The 19,074-nt window shown below is 26.5% G+C and carries 17 protein-coding genes; 1 reads left to right on the top strand and 16 read right to left on the bottom strand.

The window, feature by feature from the left end; genetic code table 11:
* Window positions 1-218 precede the first annotated feature (218 nt).
* Window positions 219-1,493: a glycosyltransferase family 39 protein gene (locus tag Q5O29_RS10330; RefSeq protein WP_022212866.1), complete on the top strand. Its 1,275-nt coding sequence runs from the start codon at window positions 219-221 to the stop codon at window positions 1,491-1,493.
* 10 nt (window positions 1,494-1,503) lie between these two features.
* Here Q5O29_RS10330 and Q5O29_RS10325 read toward each other — a convergent pair whose 3' ends face one another.
* From Q5O29_RS10325 to Q5O29_RS10250, 16 genes are all read right to left on the bottom strand, one after another.
* Complete coding sequence (locus Q5O29_RS10325; RefSeq protein ID WP_022212865.1) at window positions 1,504-4,455, bottom strand: glucosaminidase domain-containing protein; 2,952 nt, start codon at window positions 4,453-4,455, stop codon at window positions 1,504-1,506.
* 112 nt (window positions 4,456-4,567) lie between these two features.
* Window positions 4,568-5,248, bottom strand: a complete 681-nt coding sequence (locus Q5O29_RS10320; RefSeq protein WP_022212864.1) for a hypothetical protein — start codon at window positions 5,246-5,248, stop codon at window positions 4,568-4,570.
* 113 nt (window positions 5,249-5,361) lie between these two features.
* Window positions 5,362-5,988 (bottom strand): sugar transferase, encoded by a 627-nt coding sequence (locus tag Q5O29_RS10315; protein WP_022212863.1) that lies wholly within the window; start codon window positions 5,986-5,988, stop codon window positions 5,362-5,364.
* A 168-nt stretch (window positions 5,989-6,156) separates the two neighbouring features.
* Entirely contained in the window at window positions 6,157-7,191 is a 1,035-nt protein-coding gene (locus Q5O29_RS10310; RefSeq protein ID WP_022212862.1) for a glycosyltransferase, read from the bottom strand.
* Window positions 7,192-7,220: 29 nt separating this feature from the next.
* Complete coding sequence (locus tag Q5O29_RS10305) at window positions 7,221-8,174, bottom strand: glycosyltransferase (RefSeq protein WP_022212861.1); 954 nt, start codon at window positions 8,172-8,174, stop codon at window positions 7,221-7,223.
* Between the two features lie 33 nt (window positions 8,175-8,207).
* Window positions 8,208-9,044, bottom strand: a complete 837-nt coding sequence (locus tag Q5O29_RS10300) for a glycosyltransferase family A protein (RefSeq protein WP_186834445.1) — start codon at window positions 9,042-9,044, stop codon at window positions 8,208-8,210.
* Window positions 8,980-10,461 (bottom strand): O-antigen ligase, encoded by a 1,482-nt coding sequence (locus Q5O29_RS10295; protein WP_022212859.1) that lies wholly within the window; start codon window positions 10,459-10,461, stop codon window positions 8,980-8,982. The genes Q5O29_RS10300 and Q5O29_RS10295 overlap by 65 nt, the downstream gene beginning before the upstream one ends.
* 45 nt (window positions 10,462-10,506) lie before the next feature.
* Window positions 10,507-11,559, bottom strand: a complete 1,053-nt coding sequence (gene rfbB / locus Q5O29_RS10290) for a dTDP-glucose 4,6-dehydratase (protein ID WP_022212858.1) — start codon at window positions 11,557-11,559, stop codon at window positions 10,507-10,509.
* Window positions 11,560-11,563: 4 nt separating this feature from the next.
* The gene (rfbD, locus tag Q5O29_RS10285; protein WP_022212857.1) at window positions 11,564-12,472 is read right to left on the bottom strand and encodes a dTDP-4-dehydrorhamnose reductase; all 909 of its coding nucleotides are present in this window, start codon (window positions 12,470-12,472) and stop codon (window positions 11,564-11,566) included.
* 22 nt (window positions 12,473-12,494) lie between these two features.
* The gene (gene rfbC, locus Q5O29_RS10280; protein WP_022212856.1) at window positions 12,495-13,061 is read right to left on the bottom strand and encodes a dTDP-4-dehydrorhamnose 3,5-epimerase; all 567 of its coding nucleotides are present in this window, start codon (window positions 13,059-13,061) and stop codon (window positions 12,495-12,497) included.
* Window positions 13,062-13,201: 140 nt separating this feature from the next.
* On the bottom strand, window positions 13,202-14,065 hold the full coding sequence (gene rfbA / locus Q5O29_RS10275) for a glucose-1-phosphate thymidylyltransferase RfbA (RefSeq protein WP_022212855.1): 864 nt from the start codon (window positions 14,063-14,065) through the stop codon (window positions 13,202-13,204).
* 9 nt (window positions 14,066-14,074) lie between these two features.
* On the bottom strand, window positions 14,075-15,010 hold the full coding sequence (locus Q5O29_RS10270; RefSeq protein ID WP_022212854.1) for a glycosyltransferase family 2 protein: 936 nt from the start codon (window positions 15,008-15,010) through the stop codon (window positions 14,075-14,077).
* Window positions 15,011-15,036: 26 nt separating this feature from the next.
* On the bottom strand, window positions 15,037-15,687 hold the full coding sequence (locus tag Q5O29_RS10265) for a sugar transferase (RefSeq protein WP_022212853.1): 651 nt from the start codon (window positions 15,685-15,687) through the stop codon (window positions 15,037-15,039).
* A gap of 453 nt (window positions 15,688-16,140) precedes the next feature.
* Window positions 16,141-16,530, bottom strand: coding sequence for a GtrA family protein (locus Q5O29_RS10260; RefSeq protein WP_022212852.1), 390 nt, complete (start codon window positions 16,528-16,530; stop codon window positions 16,141-16,143).
* Complete coding sequence (locus tag Q5O29_RS10255; protein ID WP_022212851.1) at window positions 16,514-17,989, bottom strand: glycosyltransferase family 39 protein; 1,476 nt, start codon at window positions 17,987-17,989, stop codon at window positions 16,514-16,516. The genes Q5O29_RS10260 and Q5O29_RS10255 overlap by 17 nt, the downstream gene beginning before the upstream one ends.
* A 24-nt stretch (window positions 17,990-18,013) precedes the next feature.
* Entirely contained in the window at window positions 18,014-18,958 is a 945-nt protein-coding gene (locus tag Q5O29_RS10250) for a glycosyltransferase family 2 protein (RefSeq protein ID WP_022212850.1), read from the bottom strand.
* Window positions 18,959-19,074: the final 116 nt, after the last annotated feature.

Genomic DNA, 19,074 nt, shown 5'->3' with positions numbered 1-19,074 from the left:
CAATTAAAATAGCCTATTAATTAATAATAGCATAATAAAATATTATTTCAATAATTATTCCTCATATCATCTTTACTTAATTATAATTTATAGTTATATTGTATATAGTGCATGTTTACAGTTTTCTAATATAGTCAATACTTAAAATACTTTAGAATGAAAACTATTATTTAATAATAAAATCACATATAATTAACTTATTGTGGGAGGAACTCATTATGACTTTTTTGTCAGTTATACTTATTGCTTTTCTTATGGGTATTTCTTACTATCTATATAGAAAAAACATAATAAATAAAAATCTATTTACTATTACTTCTATTTTTATTGGAATATATTCACTTATTACCATATTAATTTATTACAATAACATTAATTCTGGATTTAAATATGGAATCTTATTTGGAGATGTGGCTGGTTCTTATTTTTGTGATGAAGAAAGATACTTTTTTGAATCTGCTTTGCTAAGTGAACATTTAAAAAATGGTGAATTATTAGATCTTTTAAAAGGTTCATTTCCAGCCTATGAATATATAACTGGTGCAGATATTCCTGGTTTTGGATACAAAAACATATTTGTAATCTTTTTAGCATTACTTAGATTTGTAGGAGTTAATAGTGTAGTTGATTTAATACTTATAAAATTAATTGCATACATACCAACAAGTATATATTTATACAAGTTAGCACGAATATATTTAGATGAAAAAAAATCCTTGATAACTGTATCAATTTTTAGTTTATTACCTGGCTATATACTTACTAATACAATATTAATGAGAGATAATATTATTTTAATGCTTTTAATAATAATTCTATATTATTCATTAAAAAAGCCTCTTAATTATAAAAAATTATTATTATTTTTATTATTAATATTTCCTATTAGAGGATATTTGCCATTGATATTACCAGTAGTATTAATATTTTGTTATAAAAATGATAAAAAAATTATTACAATTAAAGATATACTTTATTTTTTAATAATTATACTAACTTTATTATTCTTCTCCAATTTTAAGTTTAATAATGGTGAGCTTATGTTCTTAGGCTTTAATGATGGTCAAATGTCTAATCTACAAATAGCATTAAAAAATTTATATGGAAGTGGAATTACCTTTGTAATTAATATATTTGTTCAAACATTTATTCATATAGTTGTTGATCCTATTTTCCCTGAGTTCTTAAAATCTGGATCATTATATCTAATACTATTTTCTTTAGGAAATATTGTAGGTACTATCTTAACAATTGTATTTGCCATAAAGCTTTTAATAAGTATATTTGTAAATAAAAATAATTCATTAACTTATTTATTTAAATTTTCAATATATTTCACATTATTATGTGGCTTACTAGTATTATGTAAGGATTCGTTTATAATCAATCGAGTTGCTTTAATGTGGCTTCCACTATACATAATAATATTATTGCTACCAATTAACTTTAAATTTCGCAAAACATTAAATAAAAAGCAGCTACATAAATCGTAGCTGCTTTTCTTTAATGTTTTATAAGTTTTATTTCAATAGCTTCCATTCTTTTACCTTGTCCAGTTGTTCCTGCAATTTGTCCTCCAGTTGTCCAATTTGTCCAACCATAGTCTTCTCCACGAACTCTATACATAACATCATAATTCGGAGCATTAACTAATTCAATAATTATTGCTTCTACTCTTCTAGATTGACCAGTTGTTCCAGACATAGTACCATTATATACCCAATCTTGACTCCACATAGTATCTGCAAGATGTGTTTTATATCTTATACTTGCACCTTCTGGTAAATCAGGAGCTATTATTTCAATTGCTTCAATTCTTCTATATTGGTTTACCGTACCTGACATTTGTCCATTATAACGCCAATCTTGCCACATAGTATCTGCAAGATGTGTTCTATATTTAATGTTAGACTCTCCCTTAACTATTCTTATTTGAATAGCTTCAATTCTTCTCCATTCATTGATAGTTCCAGCTGTTTCTCCTTCATTTACCCATCTCATCCAACCATAATCTTGAACAAGAACTCTATATTGAAGATAATATCCTTCTGGCATTCCTTCAGTAACTATTTCAATGGCTTCAATACGCTTACTTTGACCTGTTGTACCTGCAACTTGTCCATCACTAGCCCACTCTTGCCAATTATAGCCTTCACCACGAACTCTATACTTAACAGATGCACCATTATATCCTTGAAGAGAAATCCTTATAGCTTCCATTCTTAAATACTCATTTACAGTTCCAGCAACTTCATCTTCATGCTTTTCTGGAAGCCACATATATTTAGCAGAATGTGCCTGATATGTTATTCCTGGCTTTTCATCTTTAGAAGAAGTATTTTTACCAGTATTAATTAGTTTTACATTAGATGCTTTAATATATCCTCTATTATTCCAATCATAATTTTCACTAAATTCACTACCGCCACTTGAAGATAAAGGCGTAGTTCTTTCAGGATATACTTCGTAACATACATCTTGTCCAATTACATGAGTTTTTGTTGTAGTTAATACTACAGGAACTCCTACAAATGTAACATAATAATCCATCGAATTAGAAACATTATACAATAAGTTGTTATTTCTATCTACAACTTTTCCAGCTGCTGAATAAATTGCTAACTGATTATAATTATAATCATTCAATGAATTAATATTATTTCCACTTAAATATTTATCTGCTGAAAAAGCATAAGATGCTGCTTTTTCTCCCCAAAATGGATCAGAAGCATACTTAACATTAGCTCCCATATACTTATTTCCAACAAATCCACCATAATATCTAGAATCTTGAGGATCACTATATCCAGAAGAAATCCAATATTTAGCAAATTCATTTATACAGTGTTCTACTGAATTAAATCTACTTGCATCATCTGGATTAGAATCTACTGCATTTAAACCAAATAAATTATTTCTATTTTGAGCATAACTAGATAATCCCCATGCTGATTCATTTATTGCAATACCTAATATAAGAAGAGCATTTACTCCATAAGTATTTTGGGCATTAATTAAATATTGCCCTATCCCTCTTAATTTACTGTTATTTTGAGTGTTAGCTTCTATAAAAGAATTTAATTGGCTTGCACTATAAATACTTTTACTTCTAAATGGTAAATATTGATAGTAATTATAGTAAGGATTTGATCCATTTACCGCATTAAAATATGAATTTCCTTTCATATCATTAATTAATGTATGTAAATTTGTATAAAAATATCTAGCGTCATAACTATAATATTTTACACCTTCACTTAAATAACTTGGTGCTACACCAACTGTTCTAAAACTCCCTGAAGTTCCACTTTTTGCAGTTATATCTGTAGTAATATAATGTTGAAGTTGTCCATTGTTTACAGTATAATAACTAGGATTAGTTACTTGATTCATTGGAACTATTACCGCGTCATATGTACCAGTATTAGTATCCTTTTTAGTCCAACCCTTATATCCATTAACCATTACCCTAACAGCATTCCCATTATCCTCTAAAATAGGAGCATCATCAACATAATTATGATTAATATAATTGGTTACCCCCGAAAGATTAGAGTTTTGATATAATAAAGTAACGTTAGAATTATCAACCTTTCCATTTGTATGCTTAAAAAATCTTGCCATAGCATTTGTAGAATATACTACAACACCATAATTATCAATTACACATGGAATTGCCTCATCACTTTCATATTCATTTAATGCAATACTCATTGCCTCACCAATAGTATCTGCACTTTCTATATACTTGAAACTTCCATCTGAATATGCTTCTACAATTTCATAATTAGCATCAGTTTTTTTAACTAAATACTCAAAATTTAATGCATTTTCATAGTTAGCTTTAAATTCTTCTTGCTCAAGCTGTTCAATTAATGCATCATCATAAATTGCTACTTCTTTACTTGTTTCAATTGTACCATCTGTATACTCACCAACAAGTATAACTTCATCACCTTCAGCTTTAACATGATATTCTACATCTTCTGCGGCAATATAAATATCATCATCAACTATTGATTCACGTGTAGTTCTTGATCTCTCACTAGCAACTAATTGAATATCACTTTCAAAATCATTTAATTCCTTTGGATTCTTCTTTACTTTTTCATAAATATTATTATCAATAGATTTAGAAATTTCCTTCTTTTTTTGGGCTTCATCATTTGAAATATCAGACTCATTATTAATATTTAAATCTTCAGTGACTTCTTCTAAAGCTTCAATATCTTCTTGATTTTCCACATTATTTTCTACATTTTCACTGATAATATTTTCTATATCTTCCTCAGTATTTTCTTCCGATAAATTTTCTTCTATTATTTCATTAGAATTACTATTTTCATCCAAAACTTTAACACTCTCTATATTATTAAGAGCATAACTTACTGTAGATGGCACCACTATATTAGTTAATGCAAATAATGTAGTAATCATTAAAGCTATCTTCTTCAAATTCTCCCTCCTTTCGTTAAATTATTTAATTAACAGACAATTATAAATATACCATAAAATATCCAATTGGTGAATATAATTTTAAAATAATATAAGCTTATTTAATATAATATTAAACTGTTACTGTTATTTTTATAAAATCAAATTCTTGACTTACATCTATTTTTAATTCATTAATATCTTTTGTATAAATATCTTTTTCTTCAGTAAAATAATTTCCAATTGCTTCATTTATATCTTTTATATATTTACTATCATTTAATACTTCAATTAAAATATTACTAAATATGCTTCCACTAATATCATACTTTCCATCATTTAATATAGTTGTTAATCTTACAGAAGAACTTATGACAATTTTATTATTTTCGTTAAGTTTATATACTATATTTTCTCCTAATCCATTTTCTGCTTCAATTTCTCTATAATTAGAATTTTTTATAGTCATCTTTTTATTTTCAATTAAATCTTTTATTATATTATATTTATCATTATATTTTTTTTCTTTTTCATTTATATTATCATCAATACTGTTATTATCTATTTTATTTTCTTCTACATTTTCCTTGCTTTCATTATTTACTTCTTCTTTATTCTTCTCTTCTTTATTATTCTCTTCTTTATTCTTCTCTTCTTTATTTTCCTCTTTTTGAGATACTTCTTTATCTGCTGGTACTGAATTATCTTCTACAGTTTTATCTATACTACTTTCACTTTTATTTGTTTCATTAGAACAAGATACCAATGTAAATATTGATACAATTATTAAAAATATAATAAATTTTTTCTTCATTTTACTTCACCTCTTAATCTATTATCGATTTATTTTTACTAAACTAAAATTGTTTTAATTTAAATTTCTATATACTATATAAAACAAAAAAAGAGCTAACAATAGTTAACTCCTTATATAGCACCCTCACCTTTTAATACTGAAATTGCTGTTTGAAATAAAATTTTTACATCAAGATAAAATGACATATTATCAATATAATACATATCCATTTCAACACGTTCTTCATATGTAGTATCACTTCTACCATTTGCCTGCCAATATCCTGCTAATCCTGGTACAACTGAAAATAACTTTTCTGCCTTATTTCCATATTTCGATATTTCTTTTTCTACAATTGGTCTTGGTCCAATAATAGTCATATCACCTTTTAATATATTAAATAATTGTGGTAGTTCATCTAAACTTGTCTTTCTTAAAAAACCTCCAAGTTTTGTTACTCTTGGATCATTATCTAGTTTAAAATTCTTATAATACTCTTCTTTTTGCTCAGAAGTGAAACTTTCAAAAATTTCATTTGCATTTGAATACATAGTTCTAAATTTATAAACTTTTATATCCTTTCCACCTTTACCTTTTCTTGTATGTCCAAAAACAATTTTTCCTGGTGAATCAAATTTAATTAAAATTGCAATAATAATATATATGGGACTTAATAATATTATGCCAATTAAAGAACCTATTATGTCAATTAACCTTTTTATTGCTAAATATACTTTTTTCCTCACTGAATTAGCCATAAAATTCCTCCCTAAATTCTTCCTACGCTTAAACGCTACTCAAAATAACATATATATTATATTATTAATTCTTCTTGTAATAAAGAAAAATATTATTTTTAAGAAAATATTAATATTTGTATTGAAAAAAAGAACTAATGTAAAATAGTCATAAATACTTATATCGTATTATATATCACATATAGAAATAATTTCTTCTATTCTATTTATAAAAGTATGATTTTGGGAAATATATTCATATCCTTTATCTATAATGCACTCTCTATCTTGTTCATGTTTTAAATAAAATCTAATTTTATTTATTAAGTCATCTGTATCTTTATAAATAACAGTATAATCATTAAAATTCTTTTGTATATATTCTATATTATCTACTAATTCGAAAGATTTTGTACCTATTATTTCAAAAAATCTCGGATTACATCCTTCTTTAGATTGTTTATTATGTATATTAATACATATCTTTGATCTAGAATATAAATTACTTACTTCTTTAGGTGATAAAAATCTATTTTTGAAATATTTTCTATATCCTTTTAAGTAATATTTAATATATCTCTTTGGCTTACTAGGCATTAAATACTTACCATAAATTTCAATATTACAATATTTAAATTCCTCTATTATTTTTTCAAATAATATTACTCTATGCTCATAGTTTGCAAAACTACCTACAAAAGAAATATCTATACTTCTTTTAATTCCTTTAACATCATAAACAAAATTATCATAACATAGAGGAAGAAAATAGCTATCTATATTCTTTGTTTCTTGCAACTTTTTTATATCGGTTTTTTCAAACATAAATCTAAAATCATATAATTCTAAAGTATCCATTGATTGACTCTCTCTATATACAGAGTCCATCATCCACATTATCAGTTTACATCCTTTTTTCTTAATATATTCTAAAGTTTCTCTAGTAATATAGCTCCCTTTAATTACAACTATATTTTTTATATTATTCTTATCAACAAAATCAATTATTTCCTGATTAACTTTTTTACCATATTCATTTACATAATATTCTCTTTTAGCTTTAAGTAAAAATTTATCTACAAGTTTATTCCCTGTAACTGGAATATTTTCTTCTTCAAAATTTATTATATTAGTTTTAAAGCCTTTAACTTGAAAAGCTTTAGCAACACTTTCATTATAACCATAAAAATTAGGTCCTACAATTAAAACTTCTTTTTTGCTCATTTCTTACCTTTCTAAAAAACATATTTATTTTATTCATACATTTTTGCAAGTATCTTATACCAAGCTGTGCACATGGCATTTCTTCTTGCATATTTAGATATAATTTTGGAATATGCAAAAATTATTTTTCGCTCTAATGCTTTACCATTTTTTCTTTTATTATCAGCTGTAGATTTTAATTGCTCCGACTTATCAAAGTTTCTTATTTCTTTTTTTGATATCTTATCTTCAGAATACAAGCCATCTATAGAGTAACTATCTTTTCCGCACTTCAGTCTTTCCTTATATAATTTTTTTAAATAAAAAGCATTATATATCTGTGCTAATGTTTTATCTCTTGAAATACTATTCTTTCTTATTCTATATTGTAATAATGATTCCGATAAATTACTAACTTTATATCCAGCAGCAACAACACGGCAAATAAAATCATAATCCTCAGCAAATAAAATTTCTCTATACCCATTTACTTTCTGCAAAATACTTTTTCTAAAGAAAAATGTTGGATGTATAACAACATTAGTATATTTTAAATAATCTTTAATTTTATCACTATTCTTTACAACAAAAGTATTTTTCTGAATTATACAATTATTTTCATCAATGAAGTCAACACTGGTTCCAATTAAGTCTATGTCCTTATTAGCTTCCATAAACTCATATTGTTTTTTTAATCGATCAACATTTGCAATATCATCAGCATCCATTCTAGCTATGTACTTACCTTTTGCATATTCTAAGCCTTTATTTAAACTTTTTACCAATCCTAAATTCTTTTCATTCTTTATGTAGACTATTCTATTATCTTTATTACAATATTCATTTATTATTTCTTCTAATAAAGTATTATTAGGATTATCTAATATAAGAATAAATTCAAAGTTTTCATAGCTTTGATTTATAATTGATTCCACAGCTTCCCTAAACCAGCGCTCTTCCTCATTATACGCTGATAATATAACAGATACATCTATTTCTTTCATATAATTCACCACCTTAAAAAGCTTATATAGGGACTACCCAACGGTAAGTCCCTTTAATCTTGATGAAAATGCAATATATCCTTTTCTTATTTTTTCTTTATTAAATGTACATATTCCTATAATAGTATTTAATACATGGAATACCTCTGCTTTAATAAAAAGAATACATATATTAAAGTCAAAGTTAAATTTACAAAAAGCTCCAAAACCCAAGCCATAACTTTTAACTTTTCCTTCATTCATATTTGTATCTGAACTATAATGAGGATGATATATCTGCACTTCTGGTTTATATACTATATTCTTACTACTCTTTAAAGCTCTATAAAGTATATCACTATCTTCACATGAGCCTAAATAATTACCTGCACCTAACTTTTCATTAAATCTTAAAGAAGAACCATTTCTATAAAACATAGTTACTGATGAACATTTAGTATAAAAATTAGATTTACTGATTTTTATTTCTTCTTTAGGCCACTTTCTTAATGAATCTGAACCATCTCTTTCAACTATTCTTCCCATAACTACGTCAATTTCCGAATTAGATTCAAAAATATTACTTATAATATTCAATGTATCTGGTAGATATTCACAGTCATCATCTGGAAAAGCAACTATTCCTTCATGGCTCTCTTCTAGACCAATATTTCTATTTTTAGCTAATCCTTTAACTGTTGATTTAATATGCTTAATATTTAAATCATTATGTCTTTCTATTATATGATTTAAATCAATCTTATCATTTTGATCAACTATAATTACTTCAACTAAAGATAAATCATAATTTGATTTTTTAAGACTGTTAAGAAAGCTTTCTACCTCTTTTTCTCTTCCATAAGTCGCCATAATTAAAGAAAATCTCTTCATCTCTTTCACCACTGTTTTCCTCTATATTTTCTTTTCCAAATCTCCAATACAATCCTATAAGAATCCATAATGGATAATATATATATGTGTCAATATTAAAGCATGCTAATAAAACACCTGCTACACTTGACATTAAAATCAAAGTTTTAATATCGTTATACTTAATATATCTAATTAATAAGGATATACCAATATATGCCCATAATGCTACCCAAATTAAAAAGCATATTATTCCATTTTCAGCATATATTCTAGCATGTAATGCAAATACAGTAGGCCAATATTGAGTTTGCTTTGGATCTAACCATCTAGTAACTTCACTTGATCTATAATCATCTGATTCAACATTATCTGTAGCATAAAAAGCATATTGTCCTACACCTACACCTGTTAATAAGTGTTGATTTCCTATTCTGAAAGCAGCTTTCATCATTGAAAACCTAGCTACATTAGACATATTATTTTCATCATTTAAAGACTCTACTACTGCTCCAACAGTTGCATTTGATGCAGTATTTTCATATTTCACCTCTTCATTAAATCCAACTTTATTAACTATGTTAGATGTTAAAAATACCAATGGGAATAAAAGAACTGTTATAAGCTTTTTCTTCCAATTACCTTTCATGATAATTATTCCAATTGCAAAAATAATAAATTCTAACCAAAAAATAAGTAATCCCATTCTTGATTTTGATAATAAAACTAAAGCTATAAAATATAGTGCATATACAACTGCTATTCCTTTTTTCCAATATTCCTTTTCCGTATAAATATAACTTAAAATCCATGGAAGAACAAATGCTGCATACATACCAAAATAAGATGCTTCTCCACAAACTGTTCTTATACCTCTAGGATATAATTCTCCTCTAGCATATAGTTGAATTACATTTGATACTGCTTTTAATATTTCACTGGTGTCTATAATATTTAACATATTAAGCATTTCAACAAATCCGTAGGCACTTGCTATTATAGTAGAAAATAAAATCCATCTTCTTATAGTCCATAATATTATTTTAGTTTTTCTTAAAAAATAATAAAAACAATAACTAGTTATAGCTCCAAAAACAAGCATTGGATATTGAAATACAAATCTTCTTATTCCTGTTTTCCCTTTAAATGAATTTGTCATTATATCACTAATGTTAAGTAATGAAAATATAAAACATAAAATTACAAAAGTTATTAATATATAAATACTTTTATCTTTAACTTTAACAACCTTCGATTCCTTTAATATATAAATAGCCATAATTGTTATCAATATCAACATAGGATAAGATGTAGCACTAAATGATAATTCTTTTAATATATTATTTAGATATGGTAAATTATTAAAAGGAATTAAAAGTATAGCTAAAGCCATTAGTACATATACTAATTTATAAATCTCATTTTTCTCTTCTATCATAATTTATACTCCTAATTAACCTACCTCTATTTATACTTATTATATTTATTTGTACATTTTATTATAATAATTTTGATATTCTCCAGATGTAACATTCTTCATCCATTCTTGGTTATCTAAGTACCATTGAATAGTCTTCTTTATACCAACTTCAAAAGCAGTTTCTGGATACCATCCTAATTCTTCTTTTATCTTTGTTGGGTCAATTCCGTATCTTCTATCGTGACCTTTTCTATCTTCAACATACTTAATTAATGTTTCTGTTATTTCCTTATCAACATTTTCGTTTAAATATTCAATAACAGTCTTAACTATTTGGATATTAGTTCTTTCGTTGTGTCCTCCAACGTTGTAAACTTCTCCAACTCTTCCGTTGTTTATTACCATATCAATTGCTTTAGCATGATCTTCAACGAATAACCAATCTCTTATATTCATTCCATCACCGTATACTGGTAAATCTTTGTGATCTAAGCAGTTATTAATTAATAATGGTATTAACTTTTCTGGGAATTGGAATGGACCATAGTTATTTGAACATCTTGTTATATTCATTGGCATTTTATATGTATCATGATATGCCTTAACCATTAGATCTGATCCTGCCTTACTTGATGAATATGGACTATGTGGATCAAGCGGCGTTGTTTCCATGAAATATCCTGTTTCTCCTAGTGAACCATAAACTTCATCAGTTGAAACATGTAAGAACTTAACTCCTTCTTTGTAAGTTCCATCTTCATTTTCCCATGCATTTCTTGCACAATTTAAAAGATTAACTGTTCCCATTACATTTGTCTTAGCAAATACTTCTGGCTCTCTTATACTTCTATCAACATGTGATTCTGCTGCAAAATGAGCTACATAGTTTATTTCATACTTTTCAAATAATGATGATACTAATTCTGCATCACAAATATCTCCGTGCACAAATATATGTCTAGGGTCATCTTGGATTGACTTTAAATTTTCTAAATTTCCTGCATAAGTTAACTTATCTAAGTTTATTATTCTTATGTTTTGGTATTTTTTTAGCATATATAATACAAAATTTGAACCTATAAATCCTGCTCCACCTGTCACTAAATATGTTTTCATTTCACTATTCTCCCTTATTCTTAATATTTTCCATGAAAGTTTCTAGTTCTTCTTCCCAATTTCTCATGTCATCACCAACTGTACATCTAAGCATCATATTATCAAGTGATGAATAAGTTGGTCTTTTAGCTATTTTCTTATTAAGACCTTTTATATAATCCTCAGTTGAAATAGGATTAACAACACAGTTTAATCCTGCAAGTTCCATAATTCTCTTAGCGAAATCATACCATGTACATTCACCTTTTGCTGTACAGTGGTATACACCATATTCTTCCGTTTCAATAAGTTTTAAAATATGATATGCTAAATCATTTGCAGATGTTGGATTACCTTTTTGATCATTAACAACAGTTATTGAATCTTTATCTTTTCCAAGTCTCATCATAGTGTATACAAAGTTATTTCCTTCATATCCATAAAGCCATGCTGTTCTTACTATATAATACTTAGACGAAAACTCTCTTACATAGTTTTCACCTTGTAATTTAGTCGTTCCATAAACACTTTGTGGCTCTACCTTATCATATTCTCTTAATTGAGTTTCCCTTAGCTTACCATCAAAAACATAATCAGTAGATACATTTAAAAGCTTAGAACCTAACTCTTCACAAACCATAGCTAAGTTTCTTGGTCCTATTGCATTTACCTTAAATGCTGCATCATAATTTTCTTCACAACCATCAACATTAGTAAATGCTGCACAGTTTATTACTACATCTGGTTTAATATCATTTAAATAATCTCTCACATTATCAAGCTTTGTTATATCTAAAACATCAACATCTGCTGCAAAAACCTCAGATGAAGCTACACTTTTAGATATTTCTCCAATTTCTGCTTTACCTGTTCTTATTATCTTTTGAAGTTCTTTTCCAAGTTGCCCATTAGCACCTGTTATAACTATTTTCATAACTTTTCCTCCATACCTCTCATTATTTTTCATATACAAAAGGAAGGTCTTGTTCTTTTAATGGCTTATGATTTTTATCTTTTTCTGACAATAATATGTCCAAACCTTCTATTGGCCACTGTATGTTAATATTTTTATCATTCCACGGAATTCCACCATCATATTCTGGAGCATAAAAATCAGTGCACTTGTAATTAAAAGTTGCAACATCTGATAAAACTACAAACCCGTGAGCAAATCCTTCCGGAACATAAAATTGTCTTTTATTCTCAGCTGATAAATACACACCTTCCCATTGACCATAAGTAGGTGAACCCTTTCTTAAATCTACAGCAACATCCCAAACTTCTCCTTCAGTACATCTTACTAACTTACCTTGAGTATGCTTCGTTTGGAAGTGTAATCCTCTAAGTACTCCCTTACTTGATCTTGATTCATTATCTTGTACAAAGTTCATAGTTAGACCTGCTTTTTCAAAATCCTTCTTACTATAACTTTCCATAAAGTAACCTCTATTATCACCAAATACATTTGGCTCTATAATATAAAGATCTGGAATCTTTGTTTCTATAAATCTAAAATTACCCATTTAATATCACTTTCCTTTTCTTAATAAATAAGGAAATGCATTGTATACTAAAACAACTGCAATAATTCCTAATGCCTTCATTGATATTTATTTCACTATTTTTTTAATTAAATCCATAATTATCTTATACCACTTAATTACTATTCAATTATATCCATAAGATATTTACCATATCCAGTTTTCATAAGAGGCTTTGCTAACTCTATAACTTGTTCTTTAGATATCCATCCTTTTCTATAAGCTATTTCTTCTAAGCAAGCTATGTAAGTTCCTTGTGTAGTTTGCACTGCTTCAACAAAATTTGATGCCTTTAGCATAGATGTGTGAGTTCCTGTATCAAGCCATGCCATTCCTCTACCTAATAACTCTACTGTTAAAGTTCCTTCTTCCATATATACTTTGTTTAAATCAGTTATTTCTAATTCTCCTCTTTCAGAAGGCTTTATATTCTTAGCTTTTTCCACTACTGAGTTATCATAGAAGTAAAGCCCTGGTACTGCATATTTTGATTTTGGATACTCTGGCTTTTCTTCTAATGAAGTAACCTTACCTTTTTCATCAAAACCAACCACGCCAAATGCTCTTGGATCCTGAACATAATATCCAAAAACAGTTGCTCCTTTTTCCAGTTTTGCTGCATTCTCTAAATGACTTGTGAAGCTTTGTCCATAGAAAATATTATCTCCTAATATCATTGCCACTGAATCGTTGCCAATGAATTTTTCTCCTATGATAAATGCTTCTGCTAATCCATTTGGATGTTCTTGTACTGCATATTCTATATTTAATCCAAATTCACTTCCATCTTTAAATAATTCTTTGAAATTAATAATATCTCTTGGTGTTGATATTATTAATATATCCCTTATTCCTGCAAGCATTAAAACTGACATTGGATAATAAATCATCGGCTTATCATATATCGGAACCATTTGCTTTGACATTGCTTTTGTTACAGGATATAGTCTTGTTCCAGATCCACCTGCTAATATAATTCCCTTCATATCTTTTACCTACCTTTTCTTATTTAAATTATTTTCTATTCTATTCCAATAACCTATATTACCAGAATACTTCTTCACTTTCTCTAGTGAAAGTTTTTTATATCTTTTTCCAAATCTATCTCCTAAAAATCTAGCAGAAAAATTTGGTATTATATTGAAAAACACTTTAAAATTCTTATCTTTTAGTGATTCAACTGCTACTACTTTTAGTAATTTAAATGCACTACCATTAGTCCCATACTGAGTAAGGTATGCATTATCACTTAAAAACGCTCCTTGATCAAAGTAACGTTTAAATAATTCATTAAATTTATAATCATGTGAATGAATAACTTCTGCTTCAGAATTGTACATTATTTTATAACCGTTATTTATAAGTTTATATGCAAGATACATATCTTCATTAGTCAATAAATCTTTTCCATCATAACCATTTAACTTAACATATATATCTCTTTTAACGGCAGAAGCTGCATCTGAGAAAAAGAAAGTAACTATTCCTAATCTTTCTGTATCCTTCTTAGATACAATTCTAGATTCCTTAGGATAATTATTTATTCTTGTGTATTTTTCAATAGACTGATTATCACATATTTGTCTTGAAAATGCCGCCTCACATTTCCCTTCATAAATAGGTTTGCATAATTTATATAACCACTTTTTATCTTTAATAATAATATCTTGAGTTATAAACACAATAATATCACTATCACTTTCCATTGCTGCTTTTTCTCTTGTCAAACTATGTGAAAAATCACTTATAGATATGATTGTTAATTCTGCTTTTTCTAAGTCATTTACTATTTTATCTACTCCATCACCTGTATCAGTTAATATATATTTAATTACTTTCAAATCTATATCTTCCTGCATAAGTAATGATTTATGTAATGAATTAATATATTGCTTTGATTTATATAAGGGACATATTACTGTTACTGACATAATAATCCTCCATTTTAACTTTCAATTTATACTGCGCCTTCTTTTTTAATAACAGATATAACTGTTTTAAACATAATTTTAATATCAAGTAATATTGATTTATTATCAATATAATACATATCCATCTCAATTCTTTCATCATAAGAAGTATCACTTCTTCCATGTGCCTGCCAATATCCTGTTACCCCTGGAATCACTGAAAAAAGCTTATCTGCATATTGTCCATATTTGCATATCTCTTTTTCTACAATAGGACGAGGACCAACTAAGCTTAAGTCTCCTTTTAAAACATTTGCTAATTGTGGTATTTCATCTAGGCTTGTTCTTCTTAGAAAATCTCCAATCTTTGTTACTCTTGGATCGTTATCTAATTTAAAATTTTTATAATACTCCTCTTTTTGCTCATCTGAAAAAGACTCAAAAATCTCATCTGAATTAGAATACATAGTCCTAAACTTATATATTTTTATATCACTTCTATTCTTACCTTTCCTAGTATGTGCATAAAATACTGGACCTTTAGAATCCAGTTTAACTAAGATAGCTAAAATTAAGAATACAGGAATCAATAAAATTAATCCTATAAAAGATAAAACCAAATCCATAATCTTCTTTGTAATTGAATATAAGCTTACCTTTTCATTATCTACAATATCTGTAGAAGCTACATTATTCATATTATAACCCTCACTTAAAAGATTTATTATTGTTTTCTTTATTTGCAACGTTGCATTAAAGTTTTCTTCTATATTTAACAAACAACATACGTTCTAAAAAACAACTATATTATAAAAACCACACCTAATATTGTTAGTGTAGTTTATACTTACTAATACTTCAAATTATAACTGTTAAGGCTATCCATTATGATACTATAATAGCTATGTTTTTGTCAATTAAATGTCATTGGAATCGTTTTCTTTATGGCATGTAACTTTTTTATTAATTTTGTTTATTTTAACTATATAACAATAATTTAACTATTTATTTAATGTATTATTAATTATATAATACTGGAGATACTTATACAATAATATATGTTGCCAAAAATATAACTGCACTTAGAGAAACTTTTTAATACAGATATAAAAAAAGAGCCTACTTAGGTCTCTTTTTTTATACTTTAGCTATCATTTACTAAATACCCATAGCTTATTAACTATATAATTTATAATCATCACTATTGCTGTTGTTATAACCAACCCTATAAATTTATTTAAATTACATAAATCAACTAATACATATAATATTCCTGTATTTAATCCAAGTCCAATAAGATTTAAAATAATAAACTTTATTGTTGTCTCTGTTGATGCCTTATCCTTATATTTAAATACCCATAAAGTATTCCATAAATAACTATTAACAGTACCTAAAATATATGCAATAATGTTGGCTAGTATATAATACATACCAAGTGCATTTAGAATAAAAAATATTATCCAATTTACTAATGTATTTATTACTCCAACCATGCCAAATTTTATAAATCTAATTACACCATCATTTATAAATTTCATGATCTTCTCCTCCCACTAAAGAATACAATCCTCCTATAGCAGCAAACATCATCACCGGCAAAATACAAACTAAATATCTTGACCTTGCTTCCCAAATAACTAAAAATAAAAATACTCCAAATATAGCTATTTGCACACATTGCACAATTTTATGCTTATCTCTATATTTAAATGCTGCAATTGAAGAAATAAATATAAGGGCTATAAGTGCTAAATTACTCATTTGAGCAATATAAATAATTATATTATTCTTTTCCCCAATTACATATTCCTCTACTTTATTATCTTCTAATGGCTGTCTACATAATTTATTAATAGAATAATATGTTCCATCATTCCAAGTAAACTTTATTTTTTTATCTAAAAATTCTAAATATCCCTTAAATCCATAATCTCTAAGTCTATTTTCAATTTCTTCTATATTAGCCTTCTTAGCTTTTTCTTTATCTTTAAAAGAAGAGGTAAAATCTACATCTTCTTTATTATAACCGCCATCACCTTTAAGTCCCATCATTATCCAATGAGTCATAGGAAGTCCTGCTTCACTATATTTTATAGGCATTACATAACTTGCAATAGCCTTATATCCTGAAAATATAACTAAAAATGAAATCAAAATTATTAAATTACTAACCAAACCTTTTATTATTTTGTTAGTGCATAATATATATATAATTATAGCAACTACCACAATAATTATATTAGTTTTTAATATAACACCTAATGCCCCAAACACACCTATACCTATTAAATTCCAAATCTTATAATATGATTTACTTTCATTATAATTATATAAAAATAATAATATTGCTACTGGAAATATCATAGTTGTTGTATCTGTATAAAGTATTGGAGAATAAGCAAATAATGGAATTATAAAAATAGATAAAAAACTAAATAATGTTGCCATTTTTAAATTAAATACTTTCTTAACTAAAATATATGTCAGCACTAAAGCTCCATCTATCATTATTATATTAAAAATGCTCCCCACAATAAGATAAACTATTTCATTTGTTGTAAATAAACTTATACATTTAAATAATGCTGTATACATAAGAAGTGCACCAATATTATTGGGATAAAAATTATAATAATATTCTGGTAATTCAAATACTGAATTAGCTATTCTATGAGCGTCATAAAATATAACTCCAAAATCCCAACTTGGTTTAACTCTGCAATATATAACAAAAATAACTTGTAAAATTAATAATATTATCCCAAATAAAATACTAATTTTAATCAATTTTTTATCATCTAACCTATCAAATATATGTTTTAATATTAATAATATAGCTAATATAATTATAGCCCCTAATACTACTATTAATTTATTCATAGGAAATAATCTTCCATAATTTGATGTAATGTTAATAAATAGTAAATATAAACTTACTATTGTAAAAACACATGCAAATATTTTTAATAAAATATTTCCTATACTATTTAACTTCATATTAAAATCCTCCTAAATCTATAATTAATTTTTTATAAACTTATCTATTATAAACTTAGGTCTCTTTTTAGTTTCAATATAAATTTTACCTATGTACTCTCCTATTATTCCTAAGCATAAGAGTTGAATTCCACCTAACATCCATATTGATACAACAATTGTTGCCCATCCTTCAACTGTTTTGCCAAGACACCATAAAGTTATAAAATATATTAAAAATAATAAACTTGTCGTAAACATTATAATACCTAAATTTAATATCAATTTTATAGGTTTTACACTAAAAGATGTTATACCTTCAAAAGCAAAAGAAAGCATTTTTTTAAGTGGATACTTAGATTCTCCTGCAAACCTTTCACTTCTCTCGTATAAAACCACATCACTTCTATATCCTATAAGAGGCACTATTCCTCTTAAAAATAAATTTACTTCCTCAAATTCTCCTAAAGCTTCCAAAGCTCTCTTACTCATTAATCTATAATCTGCATGATTATAAACTATGTCAACTCCTAAAAGTTTCATTACTTTATAAAATCCTTGTGCAGTAGTTCTTTTAAATACAGTATCTGTTTTTCTATCACTTCTAACACCATAAACTACATCACACCCATCAATAAACCTATCAATAAATTTATCAATTACATTAACATCATCTTGTAAATCTGCATCTAAAGAGATTGCTGCATCACAATAATCCTTAACAGTCATTAATCCTGCTAATAAAGCATTTTGATGGCCTCTATTTCTTGATAATTTAATCCCTGCAAATAATTCATCACTTTCTTTAAGTTCTTCAATAATACTCCAAGTATTATCTTTACTCCCATCATCAACAAAAGTTATTCTACTATCTTTGCTTATTTTATTTTCACTAATAAGCTGATTCATTTTAATTTTTAATCTAGCAGATGTTTCGTGAAGCACTGCCTCTTCATTATAACAAGGTAAAACTAAATATATAGTTTTCATTAAATTTTCTCTCCTTTATATTAATTTATAAAATTAATTCTTTTACAACTTATAAAATTATATCATAAATAATTAATTCTCTAAAAAACTTTAAAAAAGAACTCTAATAGAGTTCT

The organism is Clostridium sp. CAG:265 (assembly GCF_000436575.1).
Lineage (GTDB): Bacteria > Bacillota > Clostridia > Clostridiales > Clostridiaceae > Clostridium > Clostridium lentum.
The sequence above is the reverse complement of the archived record's forward strand: the minus strand, read 5'-3'. Positions and strand labels throughout refer to the sequence as shown.